The organism is Methylocaldum sp. 14B (genome assembly GCF_002005105.1).
Lineage (GTDB): Bacteria > Pseudomonadota > Gammaproteobacteria > Methylococcales > Methylococcaceae > Methylocaldum.
Genome location: NZ_MSCV01000006.1, coordinates 165424 through 190417, shown reverse-complemented (window position 1 = coordinate 190417; position 24994 = coordinate 165424). Strand labels below are relative to the sequence as shown.

Annotated in this window: 30 protein-coding genes; 16 read left to right on the top strand and 14 right to left on the bottom strand. The window is 58.8% G+C overall.

From position 1 onward, the window contains the following. Positions 1–15 precede the first annotated feature (15 nt). The 16 genes from iscU (at position 16) to B2A78_RS06470 (ending at position 9711) form a co-directional block, all read left to right on the top strand. A complete protein-coding gene (gene iscU, locus B2A78_RS06545) occupies positions 16–435 on the top strand; it encodes a Fe-S cluster assembly scaffold IscU (protein WP_077729100.1) in 420 nt (139 codons plus the stop codon). 24 nt (positions 436–459) lie between these two features. Beyond that, positions 460–843, top strand: a complete 384-nt coding sequence (gene erpA, locus B2A78_RS06540) for an iron-sulfur cluster insertion protein ErpA (protein WP_240502434.1) — start codon at positions 460–462, stop codon at positions 841–843. 29 nt (positions 844–872) lie between these two features. Beyond that, positions 873–1196 carry an iron-sulfur cluster assembly protein IscA gene (gene iscA, locus B2A78_RS06535; RefSeq protein WP_077729098.1) on the top strand — a complete coding sequence of 108 codons (324 nt, stop codon included), beginning with the start codon at positions 873–875 and terminating at the stop codon, positions 1194–1196. Between the two features lie 13 nt (positions 1197–1209). Beyond that, complete coding sequence (gene hscB, locus B2A78_RS06530) at positions 1210–1743, top strand: Fe-S protein assembly co-chaperone HscB (RefSeq protein WP_077729097.1); 534 nt, start codon at positions 1210–1212, stop codon at positions 1741–1743. Continuing rightward, positions 1740–3602: a Fe-S protein assembly chaperone HscA gene (hscA, locus tag B2A78_RS06525; RefSeq protein ID WP_168175360.1), complete on the top strand. Its 1863-nt coding sequence runs from the start codon at positions 1740–1742 to the stop codon at positions 3600–3602. The genes hscB and hscA overlap by 4 nt, the downstream gene beginning before the upstream one ends. Positions 3603–3880: 278 nt before the next feature. Beyond that, a complete protein-coding gene (fdx, locus tag B2A78_RS06520) occupies positions 3881–4222 on the top strand; it encodes an ISC system 2Fe-2S type ferredoxin (RefSeq protein WP_077729126.1) in 342 nt (113 codons plus the stop codon). Between the two features lie 2 nt (positions 4223–4224). Then, positions 4225–5409, top strand: coding sequence for a homocitrate synthase (gene nifV / locus B2A78_RS06515; protein WP_077729095.1), 1185 nt, complete (start codon positions 4225–4227; stop codon positions 5407–5409). Between the two features lie 12 nt (positions 5410–5421). Next, entirely contained in the window at positions 5422–5784 is a 363-nt protein-coding gene (locus tag B2A78_RS06510; protein WP_077729094.1) for a nitrogenase-stabilizing/protective protein NifW, read from the top strand. 37 nt (positions 5785–5821) lie between these two features. Further along, positions 5822–6148 carry a (2Fe-2S) ferredoxin domain-containing protein gene (locus tag B2A78_RS06505; RefSeq protein WP_077729093.1) on the top strand — a complete coding sequence of 109 codons (327 nt, stop codon included), beginning with the start codon at positions 5822–5824 and terminating at the stop codon, positions 6146–6148. A gap of 30 nt (positions 6149–6178) precedes the next feature. Beyond that, positions 6179–6643 (top strand): hypothetical protein, encoded by a 465-nt coding sequence (locus B2A78_RS06500; protein ID WP_077729092.1) that lies wholly within the window; start codon positions 6179–6181, stop codon positions 6641–6643. Positions 6644–6724: 81 nt separating this feature from the next. Next, the gene (locus tag B2A78_RS06495; protein ID WP_077729091.1) at positions 6725–7033 is read left to right on the top strand and encodes a 2Fe-2S iron-sulfur cluster-binding protein; all 309 of its coding nucleotides are present in this window, start codon (positions 6725–6727) and stop codon (positions 7031–7033) included. 243 nt (positions 7034–7276) lie between these two features. Beyond that, entirely contained in the window at positions 7277–7606 is a 330-nt protein-coding gene (gene grxD / locus B2A78_RS06490; protein ID WP_086135390.1) for a Grx4 family monothiol glutaredoxin, read from the top strand. Positions 7607–7611: 5 nt separating this feature from the next. Beyond that, a complete protein-coding gene (locus B2A78_RS06485) occupies positions 7612–7893 on the top strand; it encodes a BolA/IbaG family iron-sulfur metabolism protein (protein ID WP_077729089.1) in 282 nt (93 codons plus the stop codon). A 42-nt stretch (positions 7894–7935) separates the two neighbouring features. Next, positions 7936–8172: a zinc ribbon domain-containing protein gene (locus tag B2A78_RS06480; protein ID WP_077729088.1), complete on the top strand. Its 237-nt coding sequence runs from the start codon at positions 7936–7938 to the stop codon at positions 8170–8172. A 47-nt stretch (positions 8173–8219) separates the two neighbouring features. Further along, positions 8220–8528 (top strand): hypothetical protein, encoded by a 309-nt coding sequence (locus tag B2A78_RS06475; protein WP_077729087.1) that lies wholly within the window; start codon positions 8220–8222, stop codon positions 8526–8528. 457 nt (positions 8529–8985) lie between these two features. After that, positions 8986–9711 carry an SIMPL domain-containing protein gene (locus tag B2A78_RS06470; protein ID WP_077729086.1) on the top strand — a complete coding sequence of 242 codons (726 nt, stop codon included), beginning with the start codon at positions 8986–8988 and terminating at the stop codon, positions 9709–9711. A gap of 1060 nt (positions 9712–10771) precedes the next feature. On the opposite strand, the gene B2A78_RS06460 is transcribed toward B2A78_RS06470, so the two are convergent. The 14 genes from B2A78_RS06460 to apaG form a co-directional block, all read right to left on the bottom strand. Beyond that, the gene (locus B2A78_RS06460) at positions 10772–11263 is read right to left on the bottom strand and encodes a cytochrome P460 family protein (RefSeq protein WP_143735089.1); all 492 of its coding nucleotides are present in this window, start codon (positions 11261–11263) and stop codon (positions 10772–10774) included. 585 nt (positions 11264–11848) lie between these two features. After that, on the bottom strand, positions 11849–13384 hold the full coding sequence (locus B2A78_RS06455; protein ID WP_077729084.1) for a right-handed parallel beta-helix repeat-containing protein: 1536 nt from the start codon (positions 13382–13384) through the stop codon (positions 11849–11851). Positions 13385–13710: 326 nt separating this feature from the next. After that, the gene (locus tag B2A78_RS06450; RefSeq protein WP_077729083.1) at positions 13711–14154 is read right to left on the bottom strand and encodes a CopD family protein; all 444 of its coding nucleotides are present in this window, start codon (positions 14152–14154) and stop codon (positions 13711–13713) included. Positions 14155–14261: 107 nt separating this feature from the next. Further along, positions 14262–15143 carry a serine protease gene (locus B2A78_RS06445; protein ID WP_077729082.1) on the bottom strand — a complete coding sequence of 294 codons (882 nt, stop codon included), beginning with the start codon at positions 15141–15143 and terminating at the stop codon, positions 14262–14264. 295 nt (positions 15144–15438) lie between these two features. Next, positions 15439–15747, bottom strand: a complete 309-nt coding sequence (locus B2A78_RS06440; RefSeq protein WP_086135384.1) for a hypothetical protein — start codon at positions 15745–15747, stop codon at positions 15439–15441. A gap of 222 nt (positions 15748–15969) precedes the next feature. Next, positions 15970–16368: a nuclear transport factor 2 family protein gene (locus B2A78_RS06435; protein WP_168175359.1), complete on the bottom strand. Its 399-nt coding sequence runs from the start codon at positions 16366–16368 to the stop codon at positions 15970–15972. Between the two features lie 20 nt (positions 16369–16388). Continuing rightward, complete coding sequence (locus tag B2A78_RS25980; protein ID WP_166642633.1) at positions 16389–16553, bottom strand: hypothetical protein; 165 nt, start codon at positions 16551–16553, stop codon at positions 16389–16391. After that, a complete protein-coding gene (locus tag B2A78_RS06430) occupies positions 16550–17032 on the bottom strand; it encodes a hypothetical protein (RefSeq protein WP_077729079.1) in 483 nt (160 codons plus the stop codon). The genes B2A78_RS25980 and B2A78_RS06430 overlap by 4 nt, the downstream gene beginning before the upstream one ends. A 76-nt stretch (positions 17033–17108) precedes the next feature. After that, positions 17109–18674: an FAD-dependent oxidoreductase gene (locus B2A78_RS06425; protein ID WP_077729078.1), complete on the bottom strand. Its 1566-nt coding sequence runs from the start codon at positions 18672–18674 to the stop codon at positions 17109–17111. Positions 18675–19016: 342 nt separating this feature from the next. Then, a complete protein-coding gene (locus B2A78_RS06420) occupies positions 19017–19553 on the bottom strand; it encodes a flavodoxin (RefSeq protein ID WP_077729077.1) in 537 nt (178 codons plus the stop codon). Positions 19554–19904: 351 nt separating this feature from the next. Beyond that, complete coding sequence (gene lon / locus B2A78_RS06415; protein WP_077729076.1) at positions 19905–22331, bottom strand: endopeptidase La; 2427 nt, start codon at positions 22329–22331, stop codon at positions 19905–19907. 144 nt (positions 22332–22475) lie between these two features. After that, on the bottom strand, positions 22476–23750 hold the full coding sequence (clpX, locus tag B2A78_RS06410) for an ATP-dependent Clp protease ATP-binding subunit ClpX (protein ID WP_077729075.1): 1275 nt from the start codon (positions 23748–23750) through the stop codon (positions 22476–22478). Positions 23751–23819: 69 nt separating this feature from the next. Continuing rightward, the gene (clpP, locus tag B2A78_RS06405) at positions 23820–24470 is read right to left on the bottom strand and encodes an ATP-dependent Clp endopeptidase proteolytic subunit ClpP (RefSeq protein ID WP_077729074.1); all 651 of its coding nucleotides are present in this window, start codon (positions 24468–24470) and stop codon (positions 23820–23822) included. A 19-nt stretch (positions 24471–24489) separates the two neighbouring features. After that, the gene (gene apaG, locus B2A78_RS06400; protein ID WP_077729073.1) at positions 24490–24870 is read right to left on the bottom strand and encodes a Co2+/Mg2+ efflux protein ApaG; all 381 of its coding nucleotides are present in this window, start codon (positions 24868–24870) and stop codon (positions 24490–24492) included. Positions 24871–24994 lie beyond the last annotated feature (124 nt).

Sequence of the window (24994 nt, the reverse complement as noted above, 5' to 3'; positions counted from 1 at the left end):
CAATTGGAGACCACCATGGCGTACAACGAAAAAGTTATCGATCACTACGAAAATCCCCGCAACGTCGGCTCCTTCGGCAAAGAGGAAGAAGGGGTAGGCACCGGCGTGGTCGGCGCGCCCGCTTGCGGCGACGTGATGAAACTGCAAATCAAGGTCAACGACGAAGGCGTGATCGAAGACGCGAAGTTCAAAACCTACGGCTGCGGCTCGGCAATCGCCTCCAGCTCATTGGTGACCGAGTGGGTCAAGGGCAAGACCGTCGAGGAGGCGCTGGCCATCAAGAATACCGAGATCGCCGAGGCCCTGGCCCTGCCGCCGGTAAAAATCCACTGCTCGGTTCTCGCCGAGGATGCGATCAAGGCCGCCGTCAACGATTACCGGGCGAAAAGCGGCACGGACGAAGCCGGCTACGACGTCTGCAAATCCGCTGCGTAAAACGAGGAGAGCATTATGAGTGCCATGGTTGACATTCAGGACCTGACCCCTCCCCCTTCTCCCGTCATCTTCAGCAGCAACGCGGCCGCCAAGGTCAGCGAACTGATCGCCGAAGAAGGCAATCCCGACCTGAAGCTTAGGGTCTATGTCTCCGGGGGCGGCTGTTCCGGCTTTCAGTACGGTTTTTCCTTCGAGGAAGTCATCGCCGATGACGACACCACGGTCGAAACCGACGGGGTGATCCTCATGGTCGACCCCGCCAGCCTGCAATATCTGGCCGGCGCCGAGATCGATTATCAGGAAGGGCTGGAAGGATCGCGCTTCGTGATCAAGAACCCCAACGCCGCTTCGACGTGCAGCTGCGGCAGCTCGTTCTCGGTCGGCGGCTCCGGCTGCTCGTCCCAGTAAATCTTCGGCGACAAACGGGAGTTCAGATTATGGCAGTAACCTTGACCGAAAAAGCGGCGCGCCAGGTGCAGAAACACCTGGCCGCCCGCGGCACGGGTCTGGGGCTTAGGGTGGCCGTCAAAACCTCCGGGTGTTCCGGCCTCGCTTACGCCCTGGAGTTCGTCGACGAATCCGCTCCGGAAGATTGCACGTTCGAAAGTTTCGGCGTCACTTTGCTGGTCGACCCGAAAAGCCTGGCCTATCTCGACGGAACCGAGCTGGATTACGTGCGCGAAGGCCTGAACGAGGGTTTCAAGTTCAACAATCCCAACGTTAAGGCCGAGTGCGGTTGCGGCGAGAGTTTCAACGTTTGATCAAGGTGTGACCATGACCCCGGAGGCGACCCGCAATTATTTCGAGTTGTTCCAACTGCCGCCCCTGTTCCAGCTCGATCTGGACCAGCTCGATCGTCAGTATCGGGAGATGCAGGCCCGCGTGCATCCCGACAAGGCGGCGCACCTGAGCGACACGGAAAAGCGTCTGTTCCTGCAATGGGCGACGCTCGCCAACGAGGCCTACAGCACCTTGAAACGCCCCTTGGACCGGGCGCGCTATCTGCTCCGGATTCACGGCGTCGACACGCGGGAAGAAGACAATACGGCAATGCCGGCGGAGTTTCTGCTGGAACAAATCGAGTGGCGCGAGGAGCTGCATGCCGCGATGGCCCTCAAGAGCCTTACGGCACTCGATAGCCTGGCAGCGCGCCTGAGAACGGAGATGAACAGCTTGCTGGGCTCGCTCGCCACTCTGCTCGATGTGGAACGGCGTCATCCGGCGGCGGCGGACGTGGTCCGCCAGCTCGCCTTTCTCGAGAAGCTCGGTCGCGATATCGATCAAGCCCAAACCGAATTGGAGGAATGATGCTGCTGCAAATTTCCGAACCCGGCATCAAAGCCCCTAAACCGCGGCGTATTGCGGTGGGGATCGACCTCGGCACCACCCATTCTCTGGTCGCCACGGTCAACGATCAGGGCCCGCAGGTACTCGAAGACGGACAGGGCCGCGTCCTGCTGCCTTCGGTGGTGCACTACCGTGCCGATCGCGCGGTGGATGTCGGCCATGACGCCATGGCGTGGCAGAACGATGATCCCGAGAACACTTTCGTATCGGTGAAACGCTTTATGGGCCGCGGCCGCGACGATCTGCCGGAACGGCACGGCGCCCCTTATCGATTTGCCGATACGCCCGGCATGGTGCAGTTCGAAACTCAGGCAGGAACGGTGAGTCCGGTCCAGGTTTCGGCGGAAATTCTCAAAGCCCTGCGCGAGCGGGCAATCCAGGCCCTGGGCGACGAAATCGCCGGCGCGGTGATCACGGTCCCCGCCTATTTCGACGATGCCCAGCGCCAAGCGACCAAGGATGCCGCGAAACTCGCCGGCCTCGAAGTGTTCCGCCTGTTGAACGAGCCCACCGCGGCCGCCGTGGCGTATGGACTCGATCAGGCCGCCGAAGGCGTCTACGCGGTTTATGATCTCGGCGGCGGCACCTTCGATATTTCAATACTCAAACTCACCCGGGGCGTCTTCGAAGTGCTGGCGACCAACGGCGATCCGGCGCTGGGCGGGGACGATTTCGACCGGGCCGTTTATGACTGGCTGCTCAGGGAAACCGCCACCCCGGCCCCGACTGCCGGCGACGCGCGCAGGCTGCTGACCGCGGCACGTGCGGCCAAGGAACGCCTCTCCGAACAATCCACAGCGCAAATTTCCACGCCGCTGTCCAACGGCTCCGTGGTGAAGTGCAGCCTGTCGCGGGAAACCTTCGATGCGCTGACCGAAGATCTGGTAAAGCGAAGCATGGCGCCGGTCCGCAAGGCGCTCCGCGATGCCGGCCTGTCGATCGGCGACATCAAGGGCGTCGTCCTGGTGGGCGGAGCCACCCGCATGCCCTGCATCCGCAAGGCCGTGGCGGATTTCTTTCAGCAGCAGCCGCTCGTAGATCTGGACCCGGACAAGGTGGTAGCCATCGGCGCCGCCCTGCAGGCCAACGCCCTGGCGGGGAACCGCGGCGACGACGACTGGCTGTTGCTCGACGTGATTCCGCTCTCGCTGGGCATCGAGACCATGGGCGGACTGACCGAAAAGATCATTCCCAGGAACTCCACCCTGCCGCTGGCGCGCGCCCAGGAATTCACCACCTGGAAGGACGGGCAGACCGCCATGAGCATCCATGTGGTACAGGGCGAACGCGAACTGGTCAGCGAATGCCGCTCGCTGGCGCGCTTCGAGCTGCGCGGCATCCCTCCGATGGTGGCGGGCGCGGCCCGGGTCCGGGTGACATTCCAGGTGGACGCCGACGGTCTCTTGAGCGTATCGGCCGCCGAGCAGACCAGCGGGGTCGAGGCCAAGATCGAGGTCAAGCCGTCCTATGGTCTGAACGATGCCGATATCACCCGTATGATCGAGGACTCTTACAAACACGCTCAGGACGACATCGAGGCGCGGCGCCTGCGCGAACAGAAAGTCGAGGCGCTCCGCCTGCTCGAGGCGACCGAAGCGGCCTTGGCCGAAGATTCCGAACTTCTGTCCGCGGACGAGCTCGCGATCATTACCGAGGGGATGCAGGTCCTAAAACAAGCCGTCGACGGCACCGATTGGGAGGCAATCAAGAAAGCCGCCGATGCACTCAACGAGGCGAGCACCGAGTTCGCCGGACGGCGCATGGACCACAGCATCAAGAAGGCATTGGCCGGACAGAAACTCGAAGAATTGGACGCATGACTATGAACACGCGGCAATTCTCATTTTTCCTAAAAACCCGCGTTTTCGTAGGGTGGGTTAGACGCGCATCACCTCGGAGCCGATCGATGTCCATGAAGCCTCACGCGCGTCGTAACCCACCGTTCGAGGTGCGACGCCGGCATGGAGGGTTAGGGCGCGCGGGGAGGTCGGTGCGAAATGGAAACGCCGCGTCTGTGCGCGCCTAATTTACTCTACATAAAGGAAGAAGAGATGAGCACACGCACCGACAACTGCCACGTCAGAGGTAGTACATGACCATGCCGAACATCACCATCCTCCCTCATTCCGAACTCTGCCCGGAAGGTGCGGTCGTACCTGCCCGCAGAGGACAGACCATCTGCGAAGCGCTGCTCGACGCCGGCATCGAAATCGAGCACGCCTGCGAACACGCCTGCGCCTGCTCGACCTGCCACGTCATCGTGCGGGAAGGCTACTCGACGCTGGATAGCGCCGACGAGAACGAGGAAGACATGCTGGACCGCGCCTGGGGTCTTGAACCTCATTCCCGGCTGGCTTGCCAGGCTTTCGTCAACGGCGCCGATCTGACCATCGAGATTCCGCGCTACAGCCGCAATCTGGCGAAGGAAAAGAAGGCCTGACGATGGAATCCAGGAAGGTCGTCATCAACGATACCACTCTGCGCGACGGCGAACAGACCGCCGGGGTCGCCTTCAACTGGGAGGAGAAGCTCGCCATCGCTAGCGCCCTGGCCGCCGCCGGTGTTCCCGAAATGGAAGTCGGCATCCCGACGATGGGACCGGAAGAACGCGAGATCATCGCCGCCATTGCGGCGCTCGACCTGCCCTCGCGGCTGATGGTCTGGGGCCGGATGTGCGAGGCCGATCTGGAAGCGGCTACCGGCTGCGGGGCGCATCTGGTCAATTTGTCGATTCCGGTATCGGATATCCAGTTGCGCCATAAGGTCGGCCGCGATCGCGACTGGGCTATCGCGACGATAAGCCGTGTCGTGCCACGCGCGCTGGCTACCGGCATGGATGTTTGCGTGGGCGCCGAGGACGCCTCGCGCGCCGACCCCGAATTTCTGCTGCGGGTCGCGGAAACCGCCCAGCGGGCGGGTGCGAGGCGCATCCGCTTTGCCGACACCCTGGGGATACTCGACCCGATTGCCACCTTCGAACGTATCCGGCGGCTGGTCGACGCCGTGGATCTCGAAGTCGAGATGCATGCCCACAACGATTTCGGCCTCGCCACCGCCAATACCCTGGTTGCGATCCAGGCGGGCGCCAGCCATGTCAACACCACGGTCAACGGCCTCGGCGAACGCGCCGGCAATGCCGCCCTCGAAGAGACGGTCATGGCCCTGCACCAGTTGTATCAGTTGCCCACCGGCATCGATGTCAGCCGATTCGGAGCGATTTCCGAGCTCGTCGCCAAAGCGTCGGGACGTCCGGTAGCGCCCAACAAGAGCATCGTCGGCGAGGCCGTGTTTACCCACGAGGCGGGCATACACGTCGATGGCATCCTCAAGAACGTACTCAATTATCAGGGCGTAAATCCCAAGGATCTCGGGCGCGAACACCGCCTGGTGCTTGGCAAGCATTCGGGAACGCACGGCGTCATCCAGCGCTTTCGCGACCTCGGGATAGAGCTGACCGAAATCGCCGCCGCCCAGCTTCTGCGCAGAATCCGCCTGCATGCGAATCAAACCAAGCGCGCGCCGAGCACGGCCGAGCTCATGAGTTTTTATCGGGAAACGGCGGCGTCGGAACCCATCCCCGCCCTGCCCGGCCTGCCCGATGCGCTTACGATCCGAAATCAACCTTAGAAAGGCATCTCCATGAATCCGGTACTGCAACGCATAGAAGGTTTCTCCGCGGCCGAGGAGTTCTTCGATTTTTTCGGCATTCCGTATCAAGCCGACGTCGTGAACGTCAACCGCCTGCACATCCTGAAGCGCTTCAACCAATACCTTGCCAGATCGCCGATCCCGGACGACCTGGACGAAGCTTCGGCCTGGAACATCTGCAAGGAATATCTGACCCGCGCACATGATGATTTCGTGACCTCGAACGCGGCCCAGGAAAAAGTGTTCAAGGTCTTTCAGGATCAGGACGGCAAGAGCATTTCGCTGGAGAGCATGAAGGCCAGCCTTTCGACCCGGAAACGAGAGGCTAGCGACGGCAAGCCCGGCACCATCTAAAAACGAATCCGTTTGATCTTGCTACGAGGAATAAAGAATGGCTAAACCCGAAAAACACGTGTTCGTCTGCGCCCAATCGAGACCTCCCGGACATCCGCGCGGATCTTGCGCGCAATTGGGCTGCGCGGCGGTGCTCCAGACCTTCGCCCAGCAATTCGAGGCCGGCCAGCTCCACGGAAAATTCCAGCTGACCAGCACCGGCTGTCTCGGCGCGTGCGACTTGGGGCCCACCGTCATCGTTTACCCCGATGCCGTGATGTACACCAAGGTCAAGCCGGAAGACGTGGGCGAGATCGTCAGCGAGCACCTGCAAAAAGGCGAACCCGTGGAACGCCTGTTAGCACCCGCGGCGGTTTGGTCTTGAGGAATCCCGATCGTGGAGCGCGGAACAGCCATGCGTGAAGTCTTTTATGCCGGCGACGTGCCGCCCAAGGTCGGCGGCCTGCTCGAGGAAGCCATGAGCGCCTATGCCGACACGGCGCGAGCCGAAGCGCTGTTGCAGCAGGCGCGGCAAGAGGCGCCCGAAGCTCTGCCGGTGTATTTCTCGCTCTACAAATTCTATTTCTACAAGGGCCGGCTGGCGGACGCCGAGGAAGCGGCGCGCTCGGCCTTGAAAACCGCCGCGCGTCAAGGCGGCTTTCCGGAAAGCTATGCGAGCCTGACCCCGGAAACTGCGGACTGGACCCTGCACAACAGTCCCCAGCATTTCTACCTTTTTTCGCTCAAGGCGCTGGCCTTCATCCGCTTGCGCCAGGGCGATGCTCGCGGCTGCGAGGAAATACTCGGTAAATTGAGGGAACTGGACTCCGCCGACACGGTCGGCGGCTCGGTGATCGGCTCCCTCGCCGCGGGATTGTAATCCGTCATGGAAGATCCGACCCACTCAATCTCCGTGACGTATTGAATTTTCAATCCACAAAAAACAAGACGAGGTAATCACATGTCGACTCTGACCATAATGCCATCCGGAAAAACCGTCGAGGTCCAGGAAGGGATGAGCCTTTTGGAGGCGATACTGGCGGCCGGCGAAGAAATCATGCACAAGTGCGGCGGCAACGCCGAGTGCGGCAGCTGCCACATCTTCGTGCAAGCCGGCAAAAAGGGGGTATCCAGGACCGCTGCTCCGGAGCACGCGAAACTGGACACGATCGTGGGCGTGGGCTCCAAATCCCGCCTGGCGTGCCAAGCCAAGGTTCTGGGGACGGAAGACATCACCGTCGAGTTGCTGGGCTTTGCGTCCGGATTTTGAGATCCGGCCGTCATAATCGTGGCGGGTGCGACAAATTCGCACCTGCCGGCAGACCTAATTCCAAATTCCAAATCGCTTTCAATTAAGGAATTCATTTTTGTAGGGTGGGTTAGGCCGCAAGGCCGTAACCCACCGAGCAACCTCGAATCGGTGGGTTACGCTTCGCTAACCCACCCTACGATTAATGTTCACTCGAATGCCCAACGGAATAAGCCGATTGATTAACTAATGAGAGGATCAGCAATGAGCATCGAAAATACCATCCGCGAACAGATCGCGACCCATCCGGTCCTCCTCTACATGAAAGGGGTACCCGATATGCCGCAATGCGGTTTTTCCGCCAAGGCCGTTGCGGCACTTCAGTCCACCGGCGTTCCCTTCGCTTACGTCAATGTGCTCCAGGCGCCTTCGATCCGGGAGAAGCTGCCCAGCATCTCGGAGTGGCCCACCTTTCCCCAATTGTTCGTGAACGGCGAACTCGTCGGCGGCAGCGATATCGTTGCGGAAATCGCGCAGAAGGGCGAGCTCAAGCCCATGCTGGAAAAAGCCGTCGCCGGCAAAAAAGCGGACTGATCGCCATGGAGATCGCGGAAGTCCGTAGCCTGATCGAAACCGGCCTGCCCGATTGCCAACTCTCGGTTGAAGGCGAAGGCTGTAATTTCTCGATCGTGATCATCGGGGAGGCTTTCAAAGGCTTATCGCCGGTCCGGCGTCAGCAAAAAGTTCTGGCAACCGTCAAAGAACCCCTGGCAAGCGGCGCGTTGCACGCCATCAGCATGAAGGTCTATACGCCTTCCGAATGGCAGCGGGAACAGCAAGACGGAACGGGCGCCGAGCCTAACGCTCCGTCTACGGAGTAGGCCCGCGGGATGGTTTTTGATTGACCGACGAGAGATCGATCTATGCCGATTTACGACTTTCATTGCAAGCAATGTGACAAAACCTTCGAATTACTGGTCAGCCTGTCCGCCGTTCCGTCCTGTCCGGAGTGCGGGGCACAGACCTTGGAAAAACTACCTTCACTGACGGCCCCTCAAGGCAAGACGGCCGGCCTGGTGTCGAAGGCCCGAGCGCAAGCCGCGCGGGAAGGCCATTTCAGCAACTACTCCGCTTCCGAGCGTCCGCGCATCAAGTCGTAGCGATAAGTCATCGATACAGAAATTCCGAATCTCAGGATAAAACCACCATGGCTACTTATATCAAAACCACAGAAGACGGCCGCAAGGTTGAGGTCATCGGTATGGCCATCTGTCTCGAAGGCAAGAAGGAGGCCGACCGACTGATTCCGATCCACGAGCACCCGAACTGGGCAGCCATACTAAAGGCCGTGCCGGACGCCACCCATATCGCAGGCCGCTTGCCGCTGACGGCGGAAGAAGCCGCCACCGCCCAAGCCGCGCTGGACGAGGCGAAGGCCGCTTACGAATCCAGCCCGCTAGGAATCGCGGAACGCATACGCATGGCACAAAGAAACGCTATCGCAAACCGGGATTGAGATTTTGTAGGTCAGCAATTCCTTGCCGACGAATGTACTCGATGGGCACGCTATGCTTTGCCCATCCTGCGGCTATAAATCATCTGACCCGCATAGGATGCGGGCTCCAACGATGTGATAGAAGAGTCGCGGAAGATACAACGGAATCACTCCATTACGGCGGATTGTTTGGCTGGATTCTCAGTCTTGCGGCCGGTTCCTTTCGGTTGATCGGAAAAGCGCCAGACGGGAAAATGGCGGAACGCTCATGCCGGCATATCATGCGAGCACGTCGCGGCAGCGACGAACTGGCGTTGGCGGGCGGACCGACGCGGGAAACCGCCTAAACTTTGTTCCAGGGCTTAAACGAATGTATCCGGACTCCGTAAGATCGTCCGCGGTGTCTGTTTGCTTTCATGCCCCGCGCCGCTCGGCAGGGCGCTAGGCGATACAGTGGGGACAACAGGGGGAAGATGTGATGAACAACATTGGTCGAGCTGAGCTTCTAGTAGTTTCTTTGGCCCTTTCCCTAGGAATCGCTGTTGGCGGCTACTTTGTCAGCCAAACGTTGTATAACGCCAAGGTCGGCACTAACACCGCGGAGGTGAAGGGCCTAGCCGAGAGGCGGGTCGAGGCGGATCGGGCCTATTGGAAGATCCAGTACACCGTATCCGGAAGCGGAACGACCCCGGTGTCAAAACTCTATGAACAGTCGGAAGCTGATCAGTCGCGGATCGTGTCGCTGCTCCTGGAAAGCGGTTTTGAGAAGTCGGAAGTTTCGCCCGGTGTCATTGACTACGAGAAGAAAGAGTTCCGGGACGACAAGCAACAGCTTGTCGAAGAGAGGCATATGCTTGTCGGATCGATTGATGTCGAAACCGGCAAAGTTCGTTTGGTTTCGGAAGCGAGATCGAAGCTAAACAGGCTAATAGCCCAGGGCATTGATATACAGAACAACGCGCCGGCCTATCACTTCACGAAGCTAAACGAGATAAAGCCAGCCATGGTAAAGGAAGCGACTACAAACGCTCGTATTGCCGCGAACGAGTTCGCGGCCGATGCCGGAGTCAAGGTTGGCGGCATAAGGGACGCGCAGCAGGGTGGCTTCATTATTCGTGATGTCGGTGAGGAGTACGGCGACACCAAGAGCATTGAGAAAGAGGTCCGGCTCGTTACGACCATCACCTTCTATCTCACGGATTAGCTCGCGTAGGGCGCATTCGGTGGAATGGCGGTTCCGGCGGTGCGCCTGGAGGGTCGTTCTGGTGCTCCCAATCGCAAACGTCGCTTTAGAGCGTTTTCATCGCGCTCGTACGGCAAAACCAGCTTGGCGGACGTCGTTGGCGCCTTCGGCTCGGGTGAATGGATTCAAGCATTCGTAGGTCGGCAACCCTTTGCCGACGAAGACGCTCGGCGGGGACGTGGCGTCGGGAAAGGATTCCCGACCTACGCGCGAGTGCCCGTACAGTAGATATGAAAATGCTCTAAGTACATTCAGGGAATGTCTTGCGGCATAGGCAACCTGCAGGACAACCCCGCCAATCAAGCCAAACAGTCGAGATTCCGCAAGTATTTGCGGAATGTACTTAGCGACCTTCCAATCGCAAACGGCCTGGCCGGGAGCGCCGGCCAGCCCCTCCCCGGACAACCGTTTGTGATTGGAATACGGGAGTACCCTACTCCGCTCTACGCGGGCTGTTCACGCCATCGCTCAGGCAGCCCGCTGATCCCGTCCAGCACGCCGGGGGCGCCGTCGGCGGAACGGATCTTCCTCGGGATCGTGGCGACGGGATCGCATTTCCAGTCGATTTGCCGCTACTCGGCCTTCACGACACGAACAAGCGGCTTTCGAAGCGCCTCACCGCGACCAACATGGCCTTGACCGCTGCGCGCGCCACCTCATCTCGGTACAGGCTGCTCTTGCTCGCCGACCGCATCTTGAATTCGTAGGTCGCCCAGATCGCACCGGAATCAACCTGGTCCGCGGCCTCCACCGCGGTGAGGCCCCTTATGCGTTTCCTCGTTCAGAATCGCCCAATCGAGCGAATTGCCGCCACGGTCACCGACGATTCCGGGATGGAGGATGATGCACGTGTACCGTTTCCAAATGTCGCGGGGAATGACCGACCTGGGCGAGCATCGGACATAGCACCAGGTCGGGCTGGAACTGATGAACCGCCTGGCGCATCGCCTCCGCTGTCGTCGCGGCCGCAATGCCGTAACCCACCAGGCAACCGACTGGATACCCGATCGATATCGGATGACTACTTGCGGTAAGTGCTGTATACGTAATCCGACTGCTTCTGGGGTACATGGCAAGAAAAACATTCGTTCTTCGCGTCCTTGACCACTCTTTCCTGGGTATCTCCTTTGAATCCCTCGAAACCCCATCCTCCGGTTTCCTTGAACTTCTCGGAATCCTTCTCCATTACCCCAAGAACTTTTCGGTCACCCTCCACGATGGCATTGTTCTCGCTCTTCGCCTCGAGGAGATCGAAAATCAGCACTGAACCATCGGGATAGATATCGCCCTTGGTCATGGCCTTCAGTGCCTCGTCATTGGCATAGATATGATGAATTCCGCCGAAGGAATCATAGAGAGGATGCCCTTGCTGGATCACCATTGACTTTACGCGAGTCCAGTCTCGATAAGCTTCGGGATACTTGACCTTAGCCTCCTCCGACCATGTAGTGCCCGCCAGGAACAGGTTAAGGGTGATTCCGATGGACACGATCCTGACTATACGTTTCTTCATCGCTTTACCTCCCAGTAAGTTAATGCCCGTCTAATGCAAGATCTAAGTACATTCCGTAAACTTTTACGGAATCTCGACAGATTAGTTTGATTGGCGGGTTTCTCCTGTAGTGGTGCCTATGCCGCAAGACTTCCCTGAATGTACTTAGAGCGTTTTCCGTCCCGGTGTACGGATTCGTTCCTGGAGGGGAGAGCGTAGGTCGGCAATCCCTTCCCAATCGCAAACGGTCGCTTTAGTCGCGACCCTTCCAATCGCAAACGGCATCTCTGGGAGCGCCAGAGCTGCCCTTCCGACAAAGCCCTTCGCCGAGCCGATACGTCGGCAAGGGATTGCCGACCTACATATCCGAATCCCTTACACCGACTCGGAAAACGCTCTAGCCGCAGGGGAAGCCGTCGTTCAGATAAGCTGCTGCGCGGCGGTTTCTCTTCGGCCGGTACCCACCGGGCCATCTCCGCCGTCAGCAGGCCCGCCGACAAACTCCCATTTCGTCATCGTTCGTGCTCCTGCCGGGGGTCGCGTCCTGCGGCTTTTTCAACCCGAACAGAAGACTTCTCATTCCCGTTAGCCTGACGCAAAAACGCTCTAATGCGACTGCGTTTTCCGCTGGGTCAGGTACCGGAGACACTGTCCAAGCCTATCGAAGCCGAATTTCCTGTAGCCGCCGTTCTTGCATTCGCCCGCGGCGGATGGGAAGGCGCGTTCGAAAGCGCCGATGTCGCAAAAGTCGTCACCGGGCCGCGCCCGGCTGACCCCGCGCTGATCGGTGACGACTCCGGCGGTAACGCCGTCGGTCGTACCTTCGCAGCCGAGAGGATTGCCGTTCACGTCGTGAATGAAGGCAATCCGATTCAGCGCTATGCTGTCCCTTTGAAGCGCGTGGGTCAGCGTCGGCCCGTCATTGTCCTCAAGGGGACCGAGCTTGGGATCGCCGATCAGCGGGGGATTCGAATAGCTCGGGTCGAAACACCCGCCGTCCTCGATCAGATTTTGCCCGCTGAAGGCGATGCGCGTGGTGCCGGGGGCGCTCATGCAGTCACCGCCGGTGTTATCGGCAAGAATCGAATTGATCACGGTGCTTCTGTCGATAAAGATCCGGTGCTCTCCGCTGTCGCGGTATACGCCTCCGCCAAGCTCAGCGACGTTATCGGAAACGGTGGTGTTGATGAGCGTTAATTCGGTTACCGGCTGCTCATCGCTGCTATCGCTGGGTATCACGTGAATGCCGCCTCCCGTAGTCTTGGTATTTCCGTTTCCGGACACGGTACTGTTCACGAGCGTGGCGTGTAGACCGGCGAGTTCGACGCCACCGCCGGTATTGCCGGCGAGGGTGCTGCGGGTCACGGAGAGCACCCCTCGTCTCTCATAAAATGGAAGGCCGCCAAGGGCCGAGACACCACGATCCGCATTATGAGCGACGGTGCTGTCCGTCAAATGAATGTCGGTAGCGTATCCTCCGATGCCGCGGCCGCCATTGCTTTCGATCACGCTGTTCGTAAGCCGCATCGAGGCAAAGCGCGCCGAGATGCCATCGCCGCTATTGTCGGTAATACGGCTATTCACCAGCTCAAGCTCCGGCGGACACTCGATGCCGAGGGTCGCAACCTTCAACGAAATGCCGGTTTGGCCATGTTTCAGCACAACGTCATTCAGCATGACGATCGGCGGGGGCATAAAGATGCCCTCGCCACAGAGCGCAAAAAGCGTGAGCAGGTCGAATTCCGGGGTATCCGGATCGCGCGAGCGTGCGATCGAATGACCGTGGCCGTTGATCGTGATGCGGGTTTGAACACTCTCAGCACAAGGATCGGGCTCCGGACTGCAGTAGCTCCTCACCTCGGGCAAGGCTTCCGCCAGGATGACGTCGCCGGTGAGTTCAATGATGTCGGTATCGTCCTCGGAACCCGCGGGGCAGCCGCCGGTGCTGATATTGTTATCGGCCGCGACGATGGCATCGGCCAAGGTGCAAGCCACGCCGTTGGCGTCAATCGCACCCACCGTGAGGGTGGTCGCCTCGGCGGACTCTACTGTCGAACCGAACAGCGCCGCGAAAAGCAGCAAATGTCTACGAGGAACTCTGCTGAAGCCGAAAGCAGTCATGTATTGATCCTCCTTGTTCATACGGAAATCCTGCACGCCGGATAGCCGAAATCTGTTCCTCGAAACAAAAACCGGGCACTTGTCGCATCAGAGTCAAACGGTATCTGGAACGTGACACCCTGGACTAAGAGACGTAACCGGAAGGGGCCCAAAAGGGTTTTACAAAAGTCGCCGGCGTACAGGACAGACCGGCTCGAAACCAGGCGCCGTAAACGGCCGCTACGAACTTAGACTATACATCGGAACCCAAAATGCTCCAGTCCGCAATTTTCCCCATGCTGCCGCAACTTTGTAGACCGAAATAAGCCCGCGTAGGATGCGCTGAGGCACGAAGCGCATCGTTCGAGTTAAGCGAACCACCCAAATCTGTACAAAACGCCGGATATCACAAACAGCACTGAAACCACCGTTACAGGAATGATACGGAACGCAAGAGAATTTAAATTTGAAGCGCTCAGATTCGGTATTACTCGCAGCCTAGCGTCGGCCGCCAACAGGGCTGTAATCAGCAACAAAGATAATTTTACCCATAGCAACTTAACCGCAGGATTCGCCCAATCAAAGATCTGCGAAACCTCTGGTATGAGAAAGCTTGCCAGATATAAACCGGATACTATTTGGACGATTAAGGCTGGAATCCCTATCTTTTCGTAACCGGATTCAAACCGGCGAATGTAGTTTAAATCCTTATGTTTCAACACATCAGGCAATACTGCAACCAAAAGGACTATATGACCTCCGGTCCAAACCGTTGCGCCGATAACATGAATCAATATTGCCAGTTCGTACATAATGGTCTTATTGATAGCTTAACGTGGTATTAACCGGCGCTTGACGGTGACCGACCGGAGCTGTGGCGAAGGAAGGTTGCGGCCAAGTATCCGTATTGAACACTATGTTAGGGATGGTTACGTGTAGAAAGAAATGTCGGGAGATCCATATTTGAAAAAATCTCAGACTTATGATCTTTATAAATTGAGAATGGCCTGAATATCCCATAATGGAGCACTTCCTTTGATTCTACCAGCGTGATTTTTTCAACTGAGTTATATATTTCTGATATTTCTTCAGAACTAGTTAGCAGTTTCTCTGACGTGACATTACCGATCATAAAGCCAATGCACTTTGTCCCGGATATGACAGGACCACCGCTCATGCCGCTAGGAATCGGGAAGCTGACCTCACCAACTCCAGACACGATTGGCATAGTCATGTGGCCCTTTAGTAGCCGTAGTTCTTTACCTTGTCCGTGAATATCGTGATCTGAATACCCATAAGCATTTACATCTGTTCCTATCCCAGGCTCAGAAAAGTCTATTTCGAAGAATCGGCAATCTTGAAGGTCGAACCTTAGTAAGGAAAAATCTGAGGTTTCGAATCTCGCTGCGGCAACCAACTTATATACGTTTGTTTGACCACGTTTAACCGTAATCCCATAGACCTGCTCATTTCCTTCTAGAACCTTCTTTGGAAGAACATGATTGGCGGTTACCGCATCCCCTTTTCTTGAAACAAAGAAGGCCGTCCCGAGAAATCTTAGAGAATCGCCAATTACAACATCTTTCTTGGTTTCTTCTCCAAGGAAAATTCCAAATACGTATTCCCTTAAATCTTCTATGATCAACATTTCTGTGTTGCTCTCACTTAAAGTCGACCTCAAAAATAAAACCCAATACAGAATCGGATCATATATAACACCTTGTATTGCGTCTTTATCGAAATCTAATAAAATCGGGAGTTCCCCCGGCTCTTCCGGAGAGGCAGCCCACGTAGGGCGCATTAGCGTTAGCGTAATGCGCCGAATGGAACATTCTCATTCGGCGGAATACGCGAGTACGCTATTCCGCCCTACGAACTAATAACGCCTTAACTTCACAGCTTCGAGTTGAGGTGAGAAGGGTTGGTGTTAGGCGGATCATACCGCATGCGCGACAAACGTCGTTCGTCGGAAGCGACAGGGGCGCTGAAAGAGCGAAGTACGACTGCCGAGCTCAGCCGCGTCGGGAAAGGATTCCCGACCTACTTGACGATGTTGATCCGTCGGCAATCCCTTGCCGACAGTTCTGTTCTATCGCTCAGGAAACCGCGATCCGAATGTCCACGGCGCGGCTTAGCCAACCCACGGTAACGGCTCTGAAGGCTGCTTCCTCGGCCTGATCCCAGATGACGCAGAGCAAGGCTTCGTCACGGTTGAGCAACTCATCCTTTTCGAGCTTTTCGATCGCCGCGGCGCAATCCAGCGGATCGACGCCGTTGCGCTCGAACACCTCCACGGCCGCCCGAATGCCATCGGCAATCTCTTCCGGGGACGCCAGTTTCGCGTGCTCGCCTTCTATCGTGATGGTTCGTTGGGGTATCGTTTCTTGTCTGATCGTGCTTTGCATTTGACCACCTAACTTAATTAGCCGAAATAATTCCAAATCGTTTTCAATGAAGGAATTCATTTTTGTAGGGTGGGTTAGCCGAGCGTAACCCACCGCCCCTTCGACTTGGCTCAGGACAGGTCCGAGGCCGCTCGGTGCGTTGCGGTCTGGCGGCCTAACCCATCCTACGATCAATGTCCACTCGAATGCCGAATTGAATAAAACCTCAACTATCCCGGCGCACTACTGCACCGCCGGTGCGGCCTTAGGTTCCGGCGGCGGCGGATTGGCGCAATGGGATGCGTGGTGATGGACGATGCGGATCTCGTCCCTCTCGATCGCGAACGTATTGTTGGCGACCAGCAGCGCTCCCTGAATTTCTTCGTAGCACACCACCGTGGCGACGGTGCCGTAGACAAAGGCTCTGGCGTAATGCGGAGTTACCGTGCCGGTCGCCGGATTCTGGAAAATACGCCGCCAGCTTTCGATGATGGCGGCATGTTCGGTCAGCACCGGCCAGCCGGGATGAATGCAGAGCACCGGCCACTCCCGCGCCCACAACCGCTCCATGGCGTCGAAATCGCGCTGGGAAAACGCGTGATAGAAGGCTTCGTTGGCAAACAGCACAGCCGTGGCATCCATCGAGCCTGGTATCCCCAGCCTCATTCGTTCATATCGGGAAACAGGATAACCTCATCCGGCAGCTCGTTTCCGTTTTCCTGCAAATGCAGGCCGCCGACAAGAGCGTAGCCGGCATCGCCTTCGTAAAGCACGACCGCGTTTTTCGGCATTTCCAGCAAGGCAGTTATCAGTTGTTCGACCGTCATAAATCGTCCGAAATGGCTTCCATGGCGATGAGCTGCTCGCGCAAGGCCATGTGTGCGTAAAACCCTTCCCGTCCATCATAGAGCGGGTCTCCATACAGCGCCGCTACCGCGGCGTTATCGGACAGATACACGCGGCAGGCTTTCCGTTCGTGGGCGACGGCGGCGGCGCAAGCCTCGAGTTCCGATACCGGCTCGGCCTGCCAGAGACCGGGGCTCAGAAGAAAATCGGCCCGGTACAGAACGGTGTCCCAGCCGTGGCGGTCCGCATCGTCGAAAACGGCCGGCTGCGCCGCCCGGGCGCCGGGTGAGTCGGGCGCAAGGCTTGCCGCTTCGAGACGCTGGCGCGGGCTCAGCGCGGCGAAGACCGTGGTGTCTCCGGATTCTTTCGCGGCCCGGACCTTGCGGACGAAATCGTCCCGGTCGAATGCGAACCACGCGGACGCCCGGCCTTCATGGGGAATTTCGACGATATAGATCATGGCTTTCTGAACCTTGAAAAGCGTTTTGTTCCGAGCACGCCTCGCTGCCCTTTCGCCTGAAATTAAACCAACGCACTCATGCGCAGTCGGCCAGCTCCGGAGCCGCGGTGCGTGCCACGATTCGGGCGTTGACCGTAAGCGCGAATTCGCGCCAAGCGGCGGCCAGATCCCTGCGGATGGTCTGCACGTAATCGGGCGACGGATCGTGCTCTACCGGAAAGTTGGACAGGGCGCACGAGCTGCGATTGAAGCGCAGCGCCTCGTCGATCAGCGCATCGTTGAATCCCGTGAACGGCGCAAGAATCGGAGGGGTGAGGTCCGACCGGCCGGCGACGACAGCCACCGAGCCCCCTTCGAGAGGCAGTTCATCGAGTTGCCGCAAGGCTTCCCGGTAAATGTCCTCCACCGTCTCCAACAGTGAGAGTTGAGTCAATTGATCCCGTTGCTGGGTGGAGAGATGGCGGTGCAGGCTCCGCTGGTAATGCTCGAGGGCGGCGGGCCTTTGACCGCTCACCCATTCGCGGAAGCGAGCGAGGCTGTTGGAATTGGTCGAGCTGACCGGAACTTCCGCCAACTGCCGCTGAATCCGCGCGGCGGCCTCCAGTGCACCTTCCATATAGCCGCCGCCGTAGCGGGCGGTTTCCGAAGCGCCGAACAAAAGCTTTCCGTCCCAGTACGCCCGGCTCAGGACAGGATTATCGTATTCCGGGTGCTGATCCGGCGGCACGAGGTCCAGTCGGCTACAGGTGAACGGTTCCGTCGCCCAATCCTGATAATGCTGTTCGCCCAGCTCCGCCTCCGAGCCGAAGAATTGGACCAACTGGCTCCGGATCAGCATCGGCATGCCCACTCTAAACGCCTCGCGCTGCTCCGGCGACAGCGCGACGAAGCCTCCCAGGGCGGCCTTCTCTCCGGTGGCGTCGCAGGCGTCGAAAATCTCGCCGAGTACCGCCTGCTCATGCCGGGCGAAACCGTTGCCGGACAAGCCCGCCTCGCGCCAAAAGGGGCGAGCGAAGGCCGCCATGGCCTTGGCCTCTCCGGCCATCCAGGTGGGCGTTTCCCGCATCGCCCGGCGCAGTTCGTCGTCGAGCGCGGGTTCCATCCGGACCTGCTCCTCCAGCACACGGGGCGGAATGGCGAGTACGGCCCGGCGAGCTTCGACTACCGATAAGGCATTGCCGCAGCGAAAATGGAGAGCGACGCGATCGCCCCGCTCTTCCACGGCAATAAGCGCCTGTTCCAGGCGCAGCCGGCTTTCGGGAATCCGGTCCACGAGGGCATGCACCAAAGCCGCCATGCCGCCTTCCAATCGCATGGCGCCATTATGGACCGGAGCACTGCCCAGGGATTCGAGCTTGCCGTCCGCGTTCTTGAGGCCGAGGACATCGTCCTGGTCGTGCTGGGCGAAGGAGGCGAGTCCCAGATCGGCCACTAGGCGCGAGATGCGCGGATGGATGTCCGGCCAGAACCAGGTCGGACCTAAGTCCAGCGCCATCCCGGATGTCGTCGAGGGCACCGAGAGAATGCGCCCGCCCAGGCGAGAGCGAGCCTCGAACAGGAGATAGGATCGCCCTTGGCGCTCCAGATCGGCGGCCAGCGCCAAGCCGCACAATCCGCCTCCGACTATGACCGTATCCAGCATGACATCACCTCTCTCTTCAATCCGTACATCGGCAAGATCGCCGACTTATGAGCCCTCGTAACGTAGGTCGGGAATCCTTTCCCGACGCCGAGGGCGGACCAACCGTTTCCGTCGGCAAGGGATTGCCGACCTACAAAATCTGCGACCTGCCCGGAAGTAGGTCGGGAATCCTTTCCCGACGCAGAGGGCCGACCAACCGTTTCCGTCGGCAAGGGGTTGCCGACCTACGCCGCTGCCCCGGAAGTAGGTCGGGAATCCTTTCCTGACGCCGAGGGCGGACCAACCGTTTCCGTCGGCAAGGGATTGCCGACCTACGCCGCCGCCACTGTAGCGAAAAGCGCTTTAACCCAGCAGAGCCGGCTTGATCTCGGCCAGCCAGGTATCGATGCGCTCTTCGGTCTCGTCGCTCTGGTTTTCGTGGTCGATGACCAAACCGACGAACTTATCGTCGATGATCGAATTGGATTTCTCGAACGTGTATCCGTCGGTGGACCAGAAACCGACCACCTTGGCGCCGGCTTCGACGACGAAGTTGTACAGAAGGATCAGAGCGTCGACGAACTCGTGACCATAGGCTTCCTGATCGCCCAGTCCGAACAGGGCCACGACCTTGCCGCTCAGATCCTTGCCCTCCAGCTTCGGCAGAAACTCTTCCCAGCTTTCGTCGCTACAGCCCGCGGAAAGGCCCGGCAGCTCGCCGTCGCCCAGGGTCGGGGTGCCGAGGATCAGCGCATCGTATTTGAGCAGGTCGTCGGGGCTGGCTTTCTTCACGTCGACGGGTGCATCCGCGGCATCGCCCAGTTTCTTGGCGATCGATTTCGCGACGCGCCGCGTGTTACCCGTGTCCGAGCCGAAAAATATACCGATCTTGTTGGCCATAAGGTTCCTCTATAAAAAACGCTGAAGCGCGTAACTGTTTGAGCAGAGCTCGTTGGCAAGAGATTGCCGATTTACGGCTAAACGGTGCTCACCCCCAAAGTTGCACAGGTATCTACGCAAGTTCCTACAGCCGTCATTCCGGCATGGATTGCCGGAATCCAGGACACATGGATGTGACCAGCCGTTGCCGTCCTTGGCTTCTGGCCCCCGGCACAAATTCGCGGGGAGCGAATTTGGACGTGTGGAGCACGGTCCGAAGGACAAGCCCCAAGGAAGGGGCGAGTACTCCCTGCCGGGGTGGCGCCTTGTGTAGATATCTCTGCCCTAAGGGCAAAGGCTTGTTTAGGATTCTTAATGAGCAATCGCCACCCCGCTTTCGACACCATGGGCAGCGCGGTCCTGTTCGATGGGCAGGGACGCCGCGTCCTGCGATTCGGGCTGGCGCAGCAGCGCGGCGCCGAGAACCTCGTCGATCCGGCGAACCGGAAGGATGCTGAGATCCTTTTTGACGTTTTTGGGAATCTCGGCCAGATCCTTCTCGTTTTCGTAAGGGATCACCACCGTCTTGATGCCTGCGCGATGGGCGGCCAGGAGCTTTTCCTTCAAGCCGCCGATAGGCAGTACCTCGCCGCGAAGGGTGATCTCGCCGGTCATCGCGACATCGGCCCGCACCGGAATATCGGTCAAGGCCGAGACCAGGGCGGTACACATGCCGATCCCGGCGCTGGGGCCGTCCTTGGGCGTGGCCCCTTCCGGCACGTGAATATGCATATCGCTGGCTTGATAGAAACCGGGAGAAATGCCCAGTTCGACGGCGCGGGAACGGGCCACGGTCATCGCGGCGCGGATCGACTCCTGCATGACTTCGCCCAGCCTTCCGGTATAGATCTGCTGGCCCGTGCCCGGCATGACGGCGGATTCGATGGTGAGCAATTCGCCGCCCACTTCGGTCCACGCGAGCCCGGTCACCTGGCCAACCCGGTCGGTCTCCTCGGCGCGGCCGTAACGGTAGCGCTGCACGCCCAGAAAATCTTCCAGGTTATGGTGCGTCACCACGCATTTCTTGGTTCCGGGTTTGAGCAGCAGATTCTTGACGACCTTGCGGCAAATCGTGGCGATTTCCCGTTCGAGGCTCCGCACCCCGGCTTCCCGGGTGTAATGGCGGATCATGGACTGCAAGGCAGAATCGGTGATCTGGATTTCATTTTCCCTAAGACCGTTCCGCTCGACTTGCCGGGGAACGAGATAGCGAGCGGCGATATTGATCTTCTCGTCGTCGGTATAGCCGGCGATGCGGATCACTTCCATACGGTCCAGGAGAGGGCCGGGGATGTTGAGGGTATTGGCGGTGGCGACGAACATCACCTCCGACAAATCGAAATCGACCTCGAGAAAATGATCGTTGAACGCGCGGTTCTGTTCGGGGTCCAGCACTTCGAGCAGGGCCGAGGCGGGATCGCCGCGCGAATCCATCGCCATCTTGTCGATCTCGTCGAGGAGGAACAAGGGATTGCGGGTCTTCGCCTTGGCCAGGTACTGAAGGATCCTGCCGGGCCGTGCGCCGATATAGGTGCGCCGGTGCCCGCGGATTTCGGCTTCGTCCCGCACCCCGCCCAGGGCCATGCGGACATATTTGCGGTTAGTGGTGCGGGCGATGGATTGGCCCAATGATGTCTTGCCTACGCCGGGCGGCCCGACCAGGCACAAGATCGGTCCCTTCGCGTTCCCGGCGCGCTGTTGCACCGCCAGGTACTCCAAGATGCGTTCCTTGACCTTGTCGAGGCCGTAATGCTCGGCCTCGAGCAGCGCTTCCGCCTGCTTCAGATCGAAGCGGGCCCTGCTGCGTTTTTTCCAGGGCAGGTCAATCATCCAATCGAGGTAATTCCGAACCACCGTCGATTCCGACGACATCGGAGGCATCCGCCTGAGCTTGTCCAGCTCGGATTCGGCCTTGGCGCGAGCGGCTTTGGGCATTCTCGCCTTGACGATCTTTTCCGCCAGCGCGTCGAACTCGTCGGGCGTCTCGCCCAATTCCCCCAGTTCCTTCCGGATCGCTTTCATCTGTTCGTTCAGATAATACTCGCGCTGGTTGTCTTCCACCTGCTGCTTGACTCGTCCGCGGATGCGCTTTTCCACCTCAAGGCGGTCGACCGTGCTTTCCATCGCCATGATCAGTCTTTCGAAGCGGGCGGCGATATCGACCGTTTCCAGCAGCGCCTGCTTGTCTTCGATCTTGAGAGCCATATGCGCGGCGATGGTATCGGCCAGCCGGCCTGGCTCTGAGATATCCGGAAGAGCGTTTACGATTTCCCGCGGAATCTGATGATCGAGTTTGACGTACTGATCGAGAGCGCCGGTGACGATACGCATGAGGGCGTCCATCTCCGCGATGCTTAAATTGACTTGATCGTGCAGCGGCGCGACGAGGGCCATGTCATGGCTGTCGGCCACCTGATACTCCTTAATTCGGCAGCGTTTTGCGCCTTTGATCGAAGCCTTCACGGTACCGTCCGGCAGCTTGAATAGCTGATCGACCGTACACAGGGTGCCGGTTTCGTATAAGTCCGCGAACTCCGGCTCGTCGCATTTGGGGTCCTTCTGCGTCACGGCCAGGATTTTCTGGCCGGATTGCACGGCATCGTCCAGCGCCGCGATGGATTTCTCCCGCCCGACGAACAGGGTGACGACCATCTGCGGATAGACCACCACATCGCGCAAAGGCAGCACCGGAACGCGGTTTTCCGCAGGATGAACGTTGTCGGTCGATTCAGTTTCCACGATAAAAGCCCTCCAAACTATTAATCAGGCCCGTAAATACCCTCCTGGTCTTTCGGGTCGCCGCCCAAGCCGGTACGCGCTTAGGCCTAACTCACGCGGCTTGTCGCCGCGCCGGGTTGATAAGCCAAGACTCCGCGGGGCGGCTCACGCCGACGCGCATTGCTTTTCTTCGGTTCGATAGACCAGATAGGGCGGGTTGTTGCCGCGCACCACGCTTTCGTCGACGACGGCCTTGGTCACCGACTCGTCGGACGGCAGTTCGTACATCGTGTCGAGCAGAACGTTCTCGAGTATGGTTCTGAGGCCGCGCGCGCCGGTCTTGCGCTCGATGGCGCGCTGGGCGATCAGCTTCAGGGCGTCGGAATGGATGTCGAGGTCGCAGCCTTCCATCTCGAACAGTTTTTGGTACTGCTTGACCAGAGCGTTTTTCGGCTCGGTCAGGATCTTGACCAGCGCCTCCTCGTCCAGCTCTTCGAGCGTCGCCACCACCGGCAGCCGTCCGACGAACTCGGGGATCAGGCCGTAACGGATCAAATCTTCCGCTTCGACTCCGGCTAAGATCTCGCCCACATTGCGGCGGTCCTCCTTGCTTTTCACCTCGGCGGAAAAACCGATGCCGCCTTTTTCGGAACGTGCCCGGATGGTCCTGTCGAGACCCGCGAACGCACCTCCGCAGATGAACAGAATGTTCGCCGTGTTGACTTGCAGGAATTCCTGCTGCGGATGCTTGCGCCCGCCCTGGGGCGGGATCAATGCGACGGTGCCCTCGATCAGCTTGAGCAAGGCCTGCTGCACTCCCTCGCCGGACACGTCGCGGGTAATCGAGGGATTGGCCGATTTGCGCGAGATCTTGTCGATCTCGTCGATATAGACGATGCCCGACTCGGCTTTTTGGACATCGTAATCGCATTTCTGCAAGAGCTTTTGGATGATGTTTTCCACGTCCTCGCCGACATAGCCGGCTTCCGTCAGGGTGGTGGCGTCGGCGATGGTGAAGGGCACGTTGAGGATACGCGCCAGGGTTTCCGCCAGCAGGGTTTTGCCGGAACCGGTAGGCCCTATCAGAAGGATATTGCTCTTGGCCAGTTCGACGTCGTTTTTCCCGGCGTGGGCTTTGACGCGCAGCCTTTTGTAGTGGTTGTAAACCGCGACCGCGAGAATCCGCTTGGGTCTTTCCTGGCCGATGACATAGTCGTCCAATATGGCCTTGATTTCCTTGGGTGTGGGAAGCTTGTCCCCACCATCGGAAGTACTTTCCAACTCCTCGCGAAGGATGTCGTTGCATAATTCGATGCATTCGTCGCAGACGAATACCGCCGGACCTGCAATAAGCTTTCTGACCTCATGCTGGGTTTTTCCGCAAAATGAACAGTAGAGAAGCTTTCCGCCTCTTTCCTTGCCGTTTTTTTCGTCGCTCATTGCTTTTACCCTCTTAGCTGGATGTTGATTCGGTCATGCCCGTGTCCGGCCGGCATGCCGCCTTTCGCGTCAAAGCTCGTCGCCAGGCCGATTCCGCTGGCTGAGTACGTTATCGATGAGGCCGTATCTTTTGGCGTCGTCCCCGCTCATGAAATTGTCGCGGTCGGTATCGGTCCGGATTTTTTCGATGGGCTGCCCGGTGTGCCTGGCGAGTATCCCGTTCAGGCGATCGCGGAGCGACAGGATCTCCCGCGCGTGGATATCGATATCGCTGGCCTGTCCCCGAAACCCGCCCAGAGGCTGGTGGATCATGATCCTGGAATGGGGTAGAGAAAAACGTTTCCCCGCCGCGCCGCCCGCCAGCAGCAAGGCGCCCATGCTGGCGGCCTGGCCTATGCACAGGGTGCTGACATCGGGTTTGATGAACTGCATGGTGTCGTAAATGGCGAGGCCTGCGGTGACCAACCCGCCCGGAGAATTGATGTAAAGGTGAATGTCCTTGTCGGGGTTTTCCGATTCCAGAAACAGCAATTGGGCGATGATCAGGTTGGCCATATAGTCTTCGACCTGGCCGACCAGGAAGATGACCCGCTCTTTCAGCAGCCTCGAATAGATATCGAACGCTCTTTCGCCACGCGGGGACTGCTCGACGACGATGGGCACCAAGCCGGCGGCGGCTGAAGGGGCATAGGTTTGGTTGGGCGAATGGTTCAAGGTCATGCTCTTGTCAGGTTGCCGGTCAATGGAGAGTACGCGGAATCGCCAGTCGGAAGGGCGCGATGGGCGCTTCGAAAGGCACCCCATCGTCGGCCAGCAGCTGATAGCTGCCCTGCATGCTGCCCACCGGGGTTTCGATCATTGCCGAGCTGGTGTACTGAAACGCTTCGCCGGGGCGCAAATACGGATGCTCCCCCACCACGCCCTCACCGACGACTTCGATCGTCTTGCCGTTGGCGTCGGTAATCACCCAGCGTCGGCCGAGCAGCCTCGCCGGAACGGTGCCGGTGTTTTCCATGGTCACGGTGTAGGCGAATACGTAACGCTCTCCGTCGCGATGGGTTTCTTCTCCGAGATAAACGGTTTTAACGTCGACTTTGAGTTCGCGGATTCTGCTGGTCATAACGTCTCCATTTGGTCTTGGATCGATTGTCTTTCGGTGGCTTGTAGCGTTGTTGGGCGGATTAGGCGGCGGCCGTAACCCGCCGGGCACCGCGATAAGGCGATTTCGCCTACCGTCCAACTCG

Excerpts from the sequence above, each read along its gene's own strand:
- B2A78_RS06440 (WP_086135384.1), bottom strand. The coding sequence starts at position 15,747 with ATGCAAAGCACGATCAGACAAGAAACGATACCCCAACGAACCATCACG.
- hscA (WP_168175360.1), top strand. The coding sequence starts at position 1,740 with ATGATGCTGCTGCAAATTTCCGAACCCGGCATCAAAGCCCCTAAACCG.
- B2A78_RS06435 (WP_168175359.1), bottom strand. The coding sequence starts at position 16,368 with ATGGATGCCACGGCTGTGCTGTTTGCCAACGAAGCCTTCTATCACGCG.
- B2A78_RS06420 (WP_077729077.1), bottom strand. The coding sequence starts at position 19,553 with ATGGCCAACAAGATCGGTATATTTTTCGGCTCGGACACGGGTAACACG.
- apaG (WP_077729073.1), bottom strand. The coding sequence starts at position 24,870 with ATGACCAGCAGAATCCGCGAACTCAAAGTCGACGTTAAAACCGTTTAT.
- B2A78_RS06480 (WP_077729088.1), top strand. The coding sequence starts at position 7,936 with ATGCCGATTTACGACTTTCATTGCAAGCAATGTGACAAAACCTTCGAA.
- iscA (WP_077729098.1), top strand. The coding sequence starts at position 873 with ATGGCAGTAACCTTGACCGAAAAAGCGGCGCGCCAGGTGCAGAAACAC.
- B2A78_RS06455 (WP_077729084.1), bottom strand. The coding sequence starts at position 13,384 with ATGAACAAGGAGGATCAATACATGACTGCTTTCGGCTTCAGCAGAGTT.
- B2A78_RS06470 (WP_077729086.1), top strand. The coding sequence starts at position 8,986 with ATGAACAACATTGGTCGAGCTGAGCTTCTAGTAGTTTCTTTGGCCCTT.
- B2A78_RS06425 (WP_077729078.1), bottom strand. The coding sequence starts at position 18,674 with ATGCTGGATACGGTCATAGTCGGAGGCGGATTGTGCGGCTTGGCGCTG.
- B2A78_RS06430 (WP_077729079.1), bottom strand. The coding sequence starts at position 17,032 with ATGATCTATATCGTCGAAATTCCCCATGAAGGCCGGGCGTCCGCGTGG.
- B2A78_RS06450 (WP_077729083.1), bottom strand. The coding sequence starts at position 14,154 with ATGTACGAACTGGCAATATTGATTCATGTTATCGGCGCAACGGTTTGG.
- B2A78_RS06510 (WP_077729094.1), top strand. The coding sequence starts at position 5,422 with ATGAATCCGGTACTGCAACGCATAGAAGGTTTCTCCGCGGCCGAGGAG.
- B2A78_RS06475 (WP_077729087.1), top strand. The coding sequence starts at position 8,220 with ATGGCTACTTATATCAAAACCACAGAAGACGGCCGCAAGGTTGAGGTC.
- B2A78_RS06445 (WP_077729082.1), bottom strand. The coding sequence starts at position 15,143 with ATGCGCCCTACGTGGGCTGCCTCTCCGGAAGAGCCGGGGGAACTCCCG.
- B2A78_RS06505 (WP_077729093.1), top strand. The coding sequence starts at position 5,822 with ATGGCTAAACCCGAAAAACACGTGTTCGTCTGCGCCCAATCGAGACCT.
- B2A78_RS06460 (WP_143735089.1), bottom strand. The coding sequence starts at position 11,263 with ATGAAGAAACGTATAGTCAGGATCGTGTCCATCGGAATCACCCTTAAC.
- hscB (WP_077729097.1), top strand. The coding sequence starts at position 1,210 with ATGACCCCGGAGGCGACCCGCAATTATTTCGAGTTGTTCCAACTGCCG.
- nifV (WP_077729095.1), top strand. The coding sequence starts at position 4,225 with ATGGAATCCAGGAAGGTCGTCATCAACGATACCACTCTGCGCGACGGC.
- B2A78_RS25980 (WP_166642633.1), bottom strand. The coding sequence starts at position 16,553 with ATGACGGTCGAACAACTGATAACTGCCTTGCTGGAAATGCCGAAAAAC.
- iscU (WP_077729100.1), top strand. The coding sequence starts at position 16 with ATGGCGTACAACGAAAAAGTTATCGATCACTACGAAAATCCCCGCAAC.
- fdx (WP_077729126.1), top strand. The coding sequence starts at position 3,881 with ATGCCGAACATCACCATCCTCCCTCATTCCGAACTCTGCCCGGAAGGT.
- B2A78_RS06485 (WP_077729089.1), top strand. The coding sequence starts at position 7,612 with ATGGAGATCGCGGAAGTCCGTAGCCTGATCGAAACCGGCCTGCCCGAT.
- clpP (WP_077729074.1), bottom strand. The coding sequence starts at position 24,470 with ATGACCTTGAACCATTCGCCCAACCAAACCTATGCCCCTTCAGCCGCC.
- erpA (WP_240502434.1), top strand. The coding sequence starts at position 460 with ATGGTTGACATTCAGGACCTGACCCCTCCCCCTTCTCCCGTCATCTTC.
- B2A78_RS06500 (WP_077729092.1), top strand. The coding sequence starts at position 6,179 with ATGCGTGAAGTCTTTTATGCCGGCGACGTGCCGCCCAAGGTCGGCGGC.
- B2A78_RS06495 (WP_077729091.1), top strand. The coding sequence starts at position 6,725 with ATGTCGACTCTGACCATAATGCCATCCGGAAAAACCGTCGAGGTCCAG.
- clpX (WP_077729075.1), bottom strand. The coding sequence starts at position 23,750 with ATGAGCGACGAAAAAAACGGCAAGGAAAGAGGCGGAAAGCTTCTCTAC.
- grxD (WP_086135390.1), top strand. The coding sequence starts at position 7,277 with ATGAGCATCGAAAATACCATCCGCGAACAGATCGCGACCCATCCGGTC.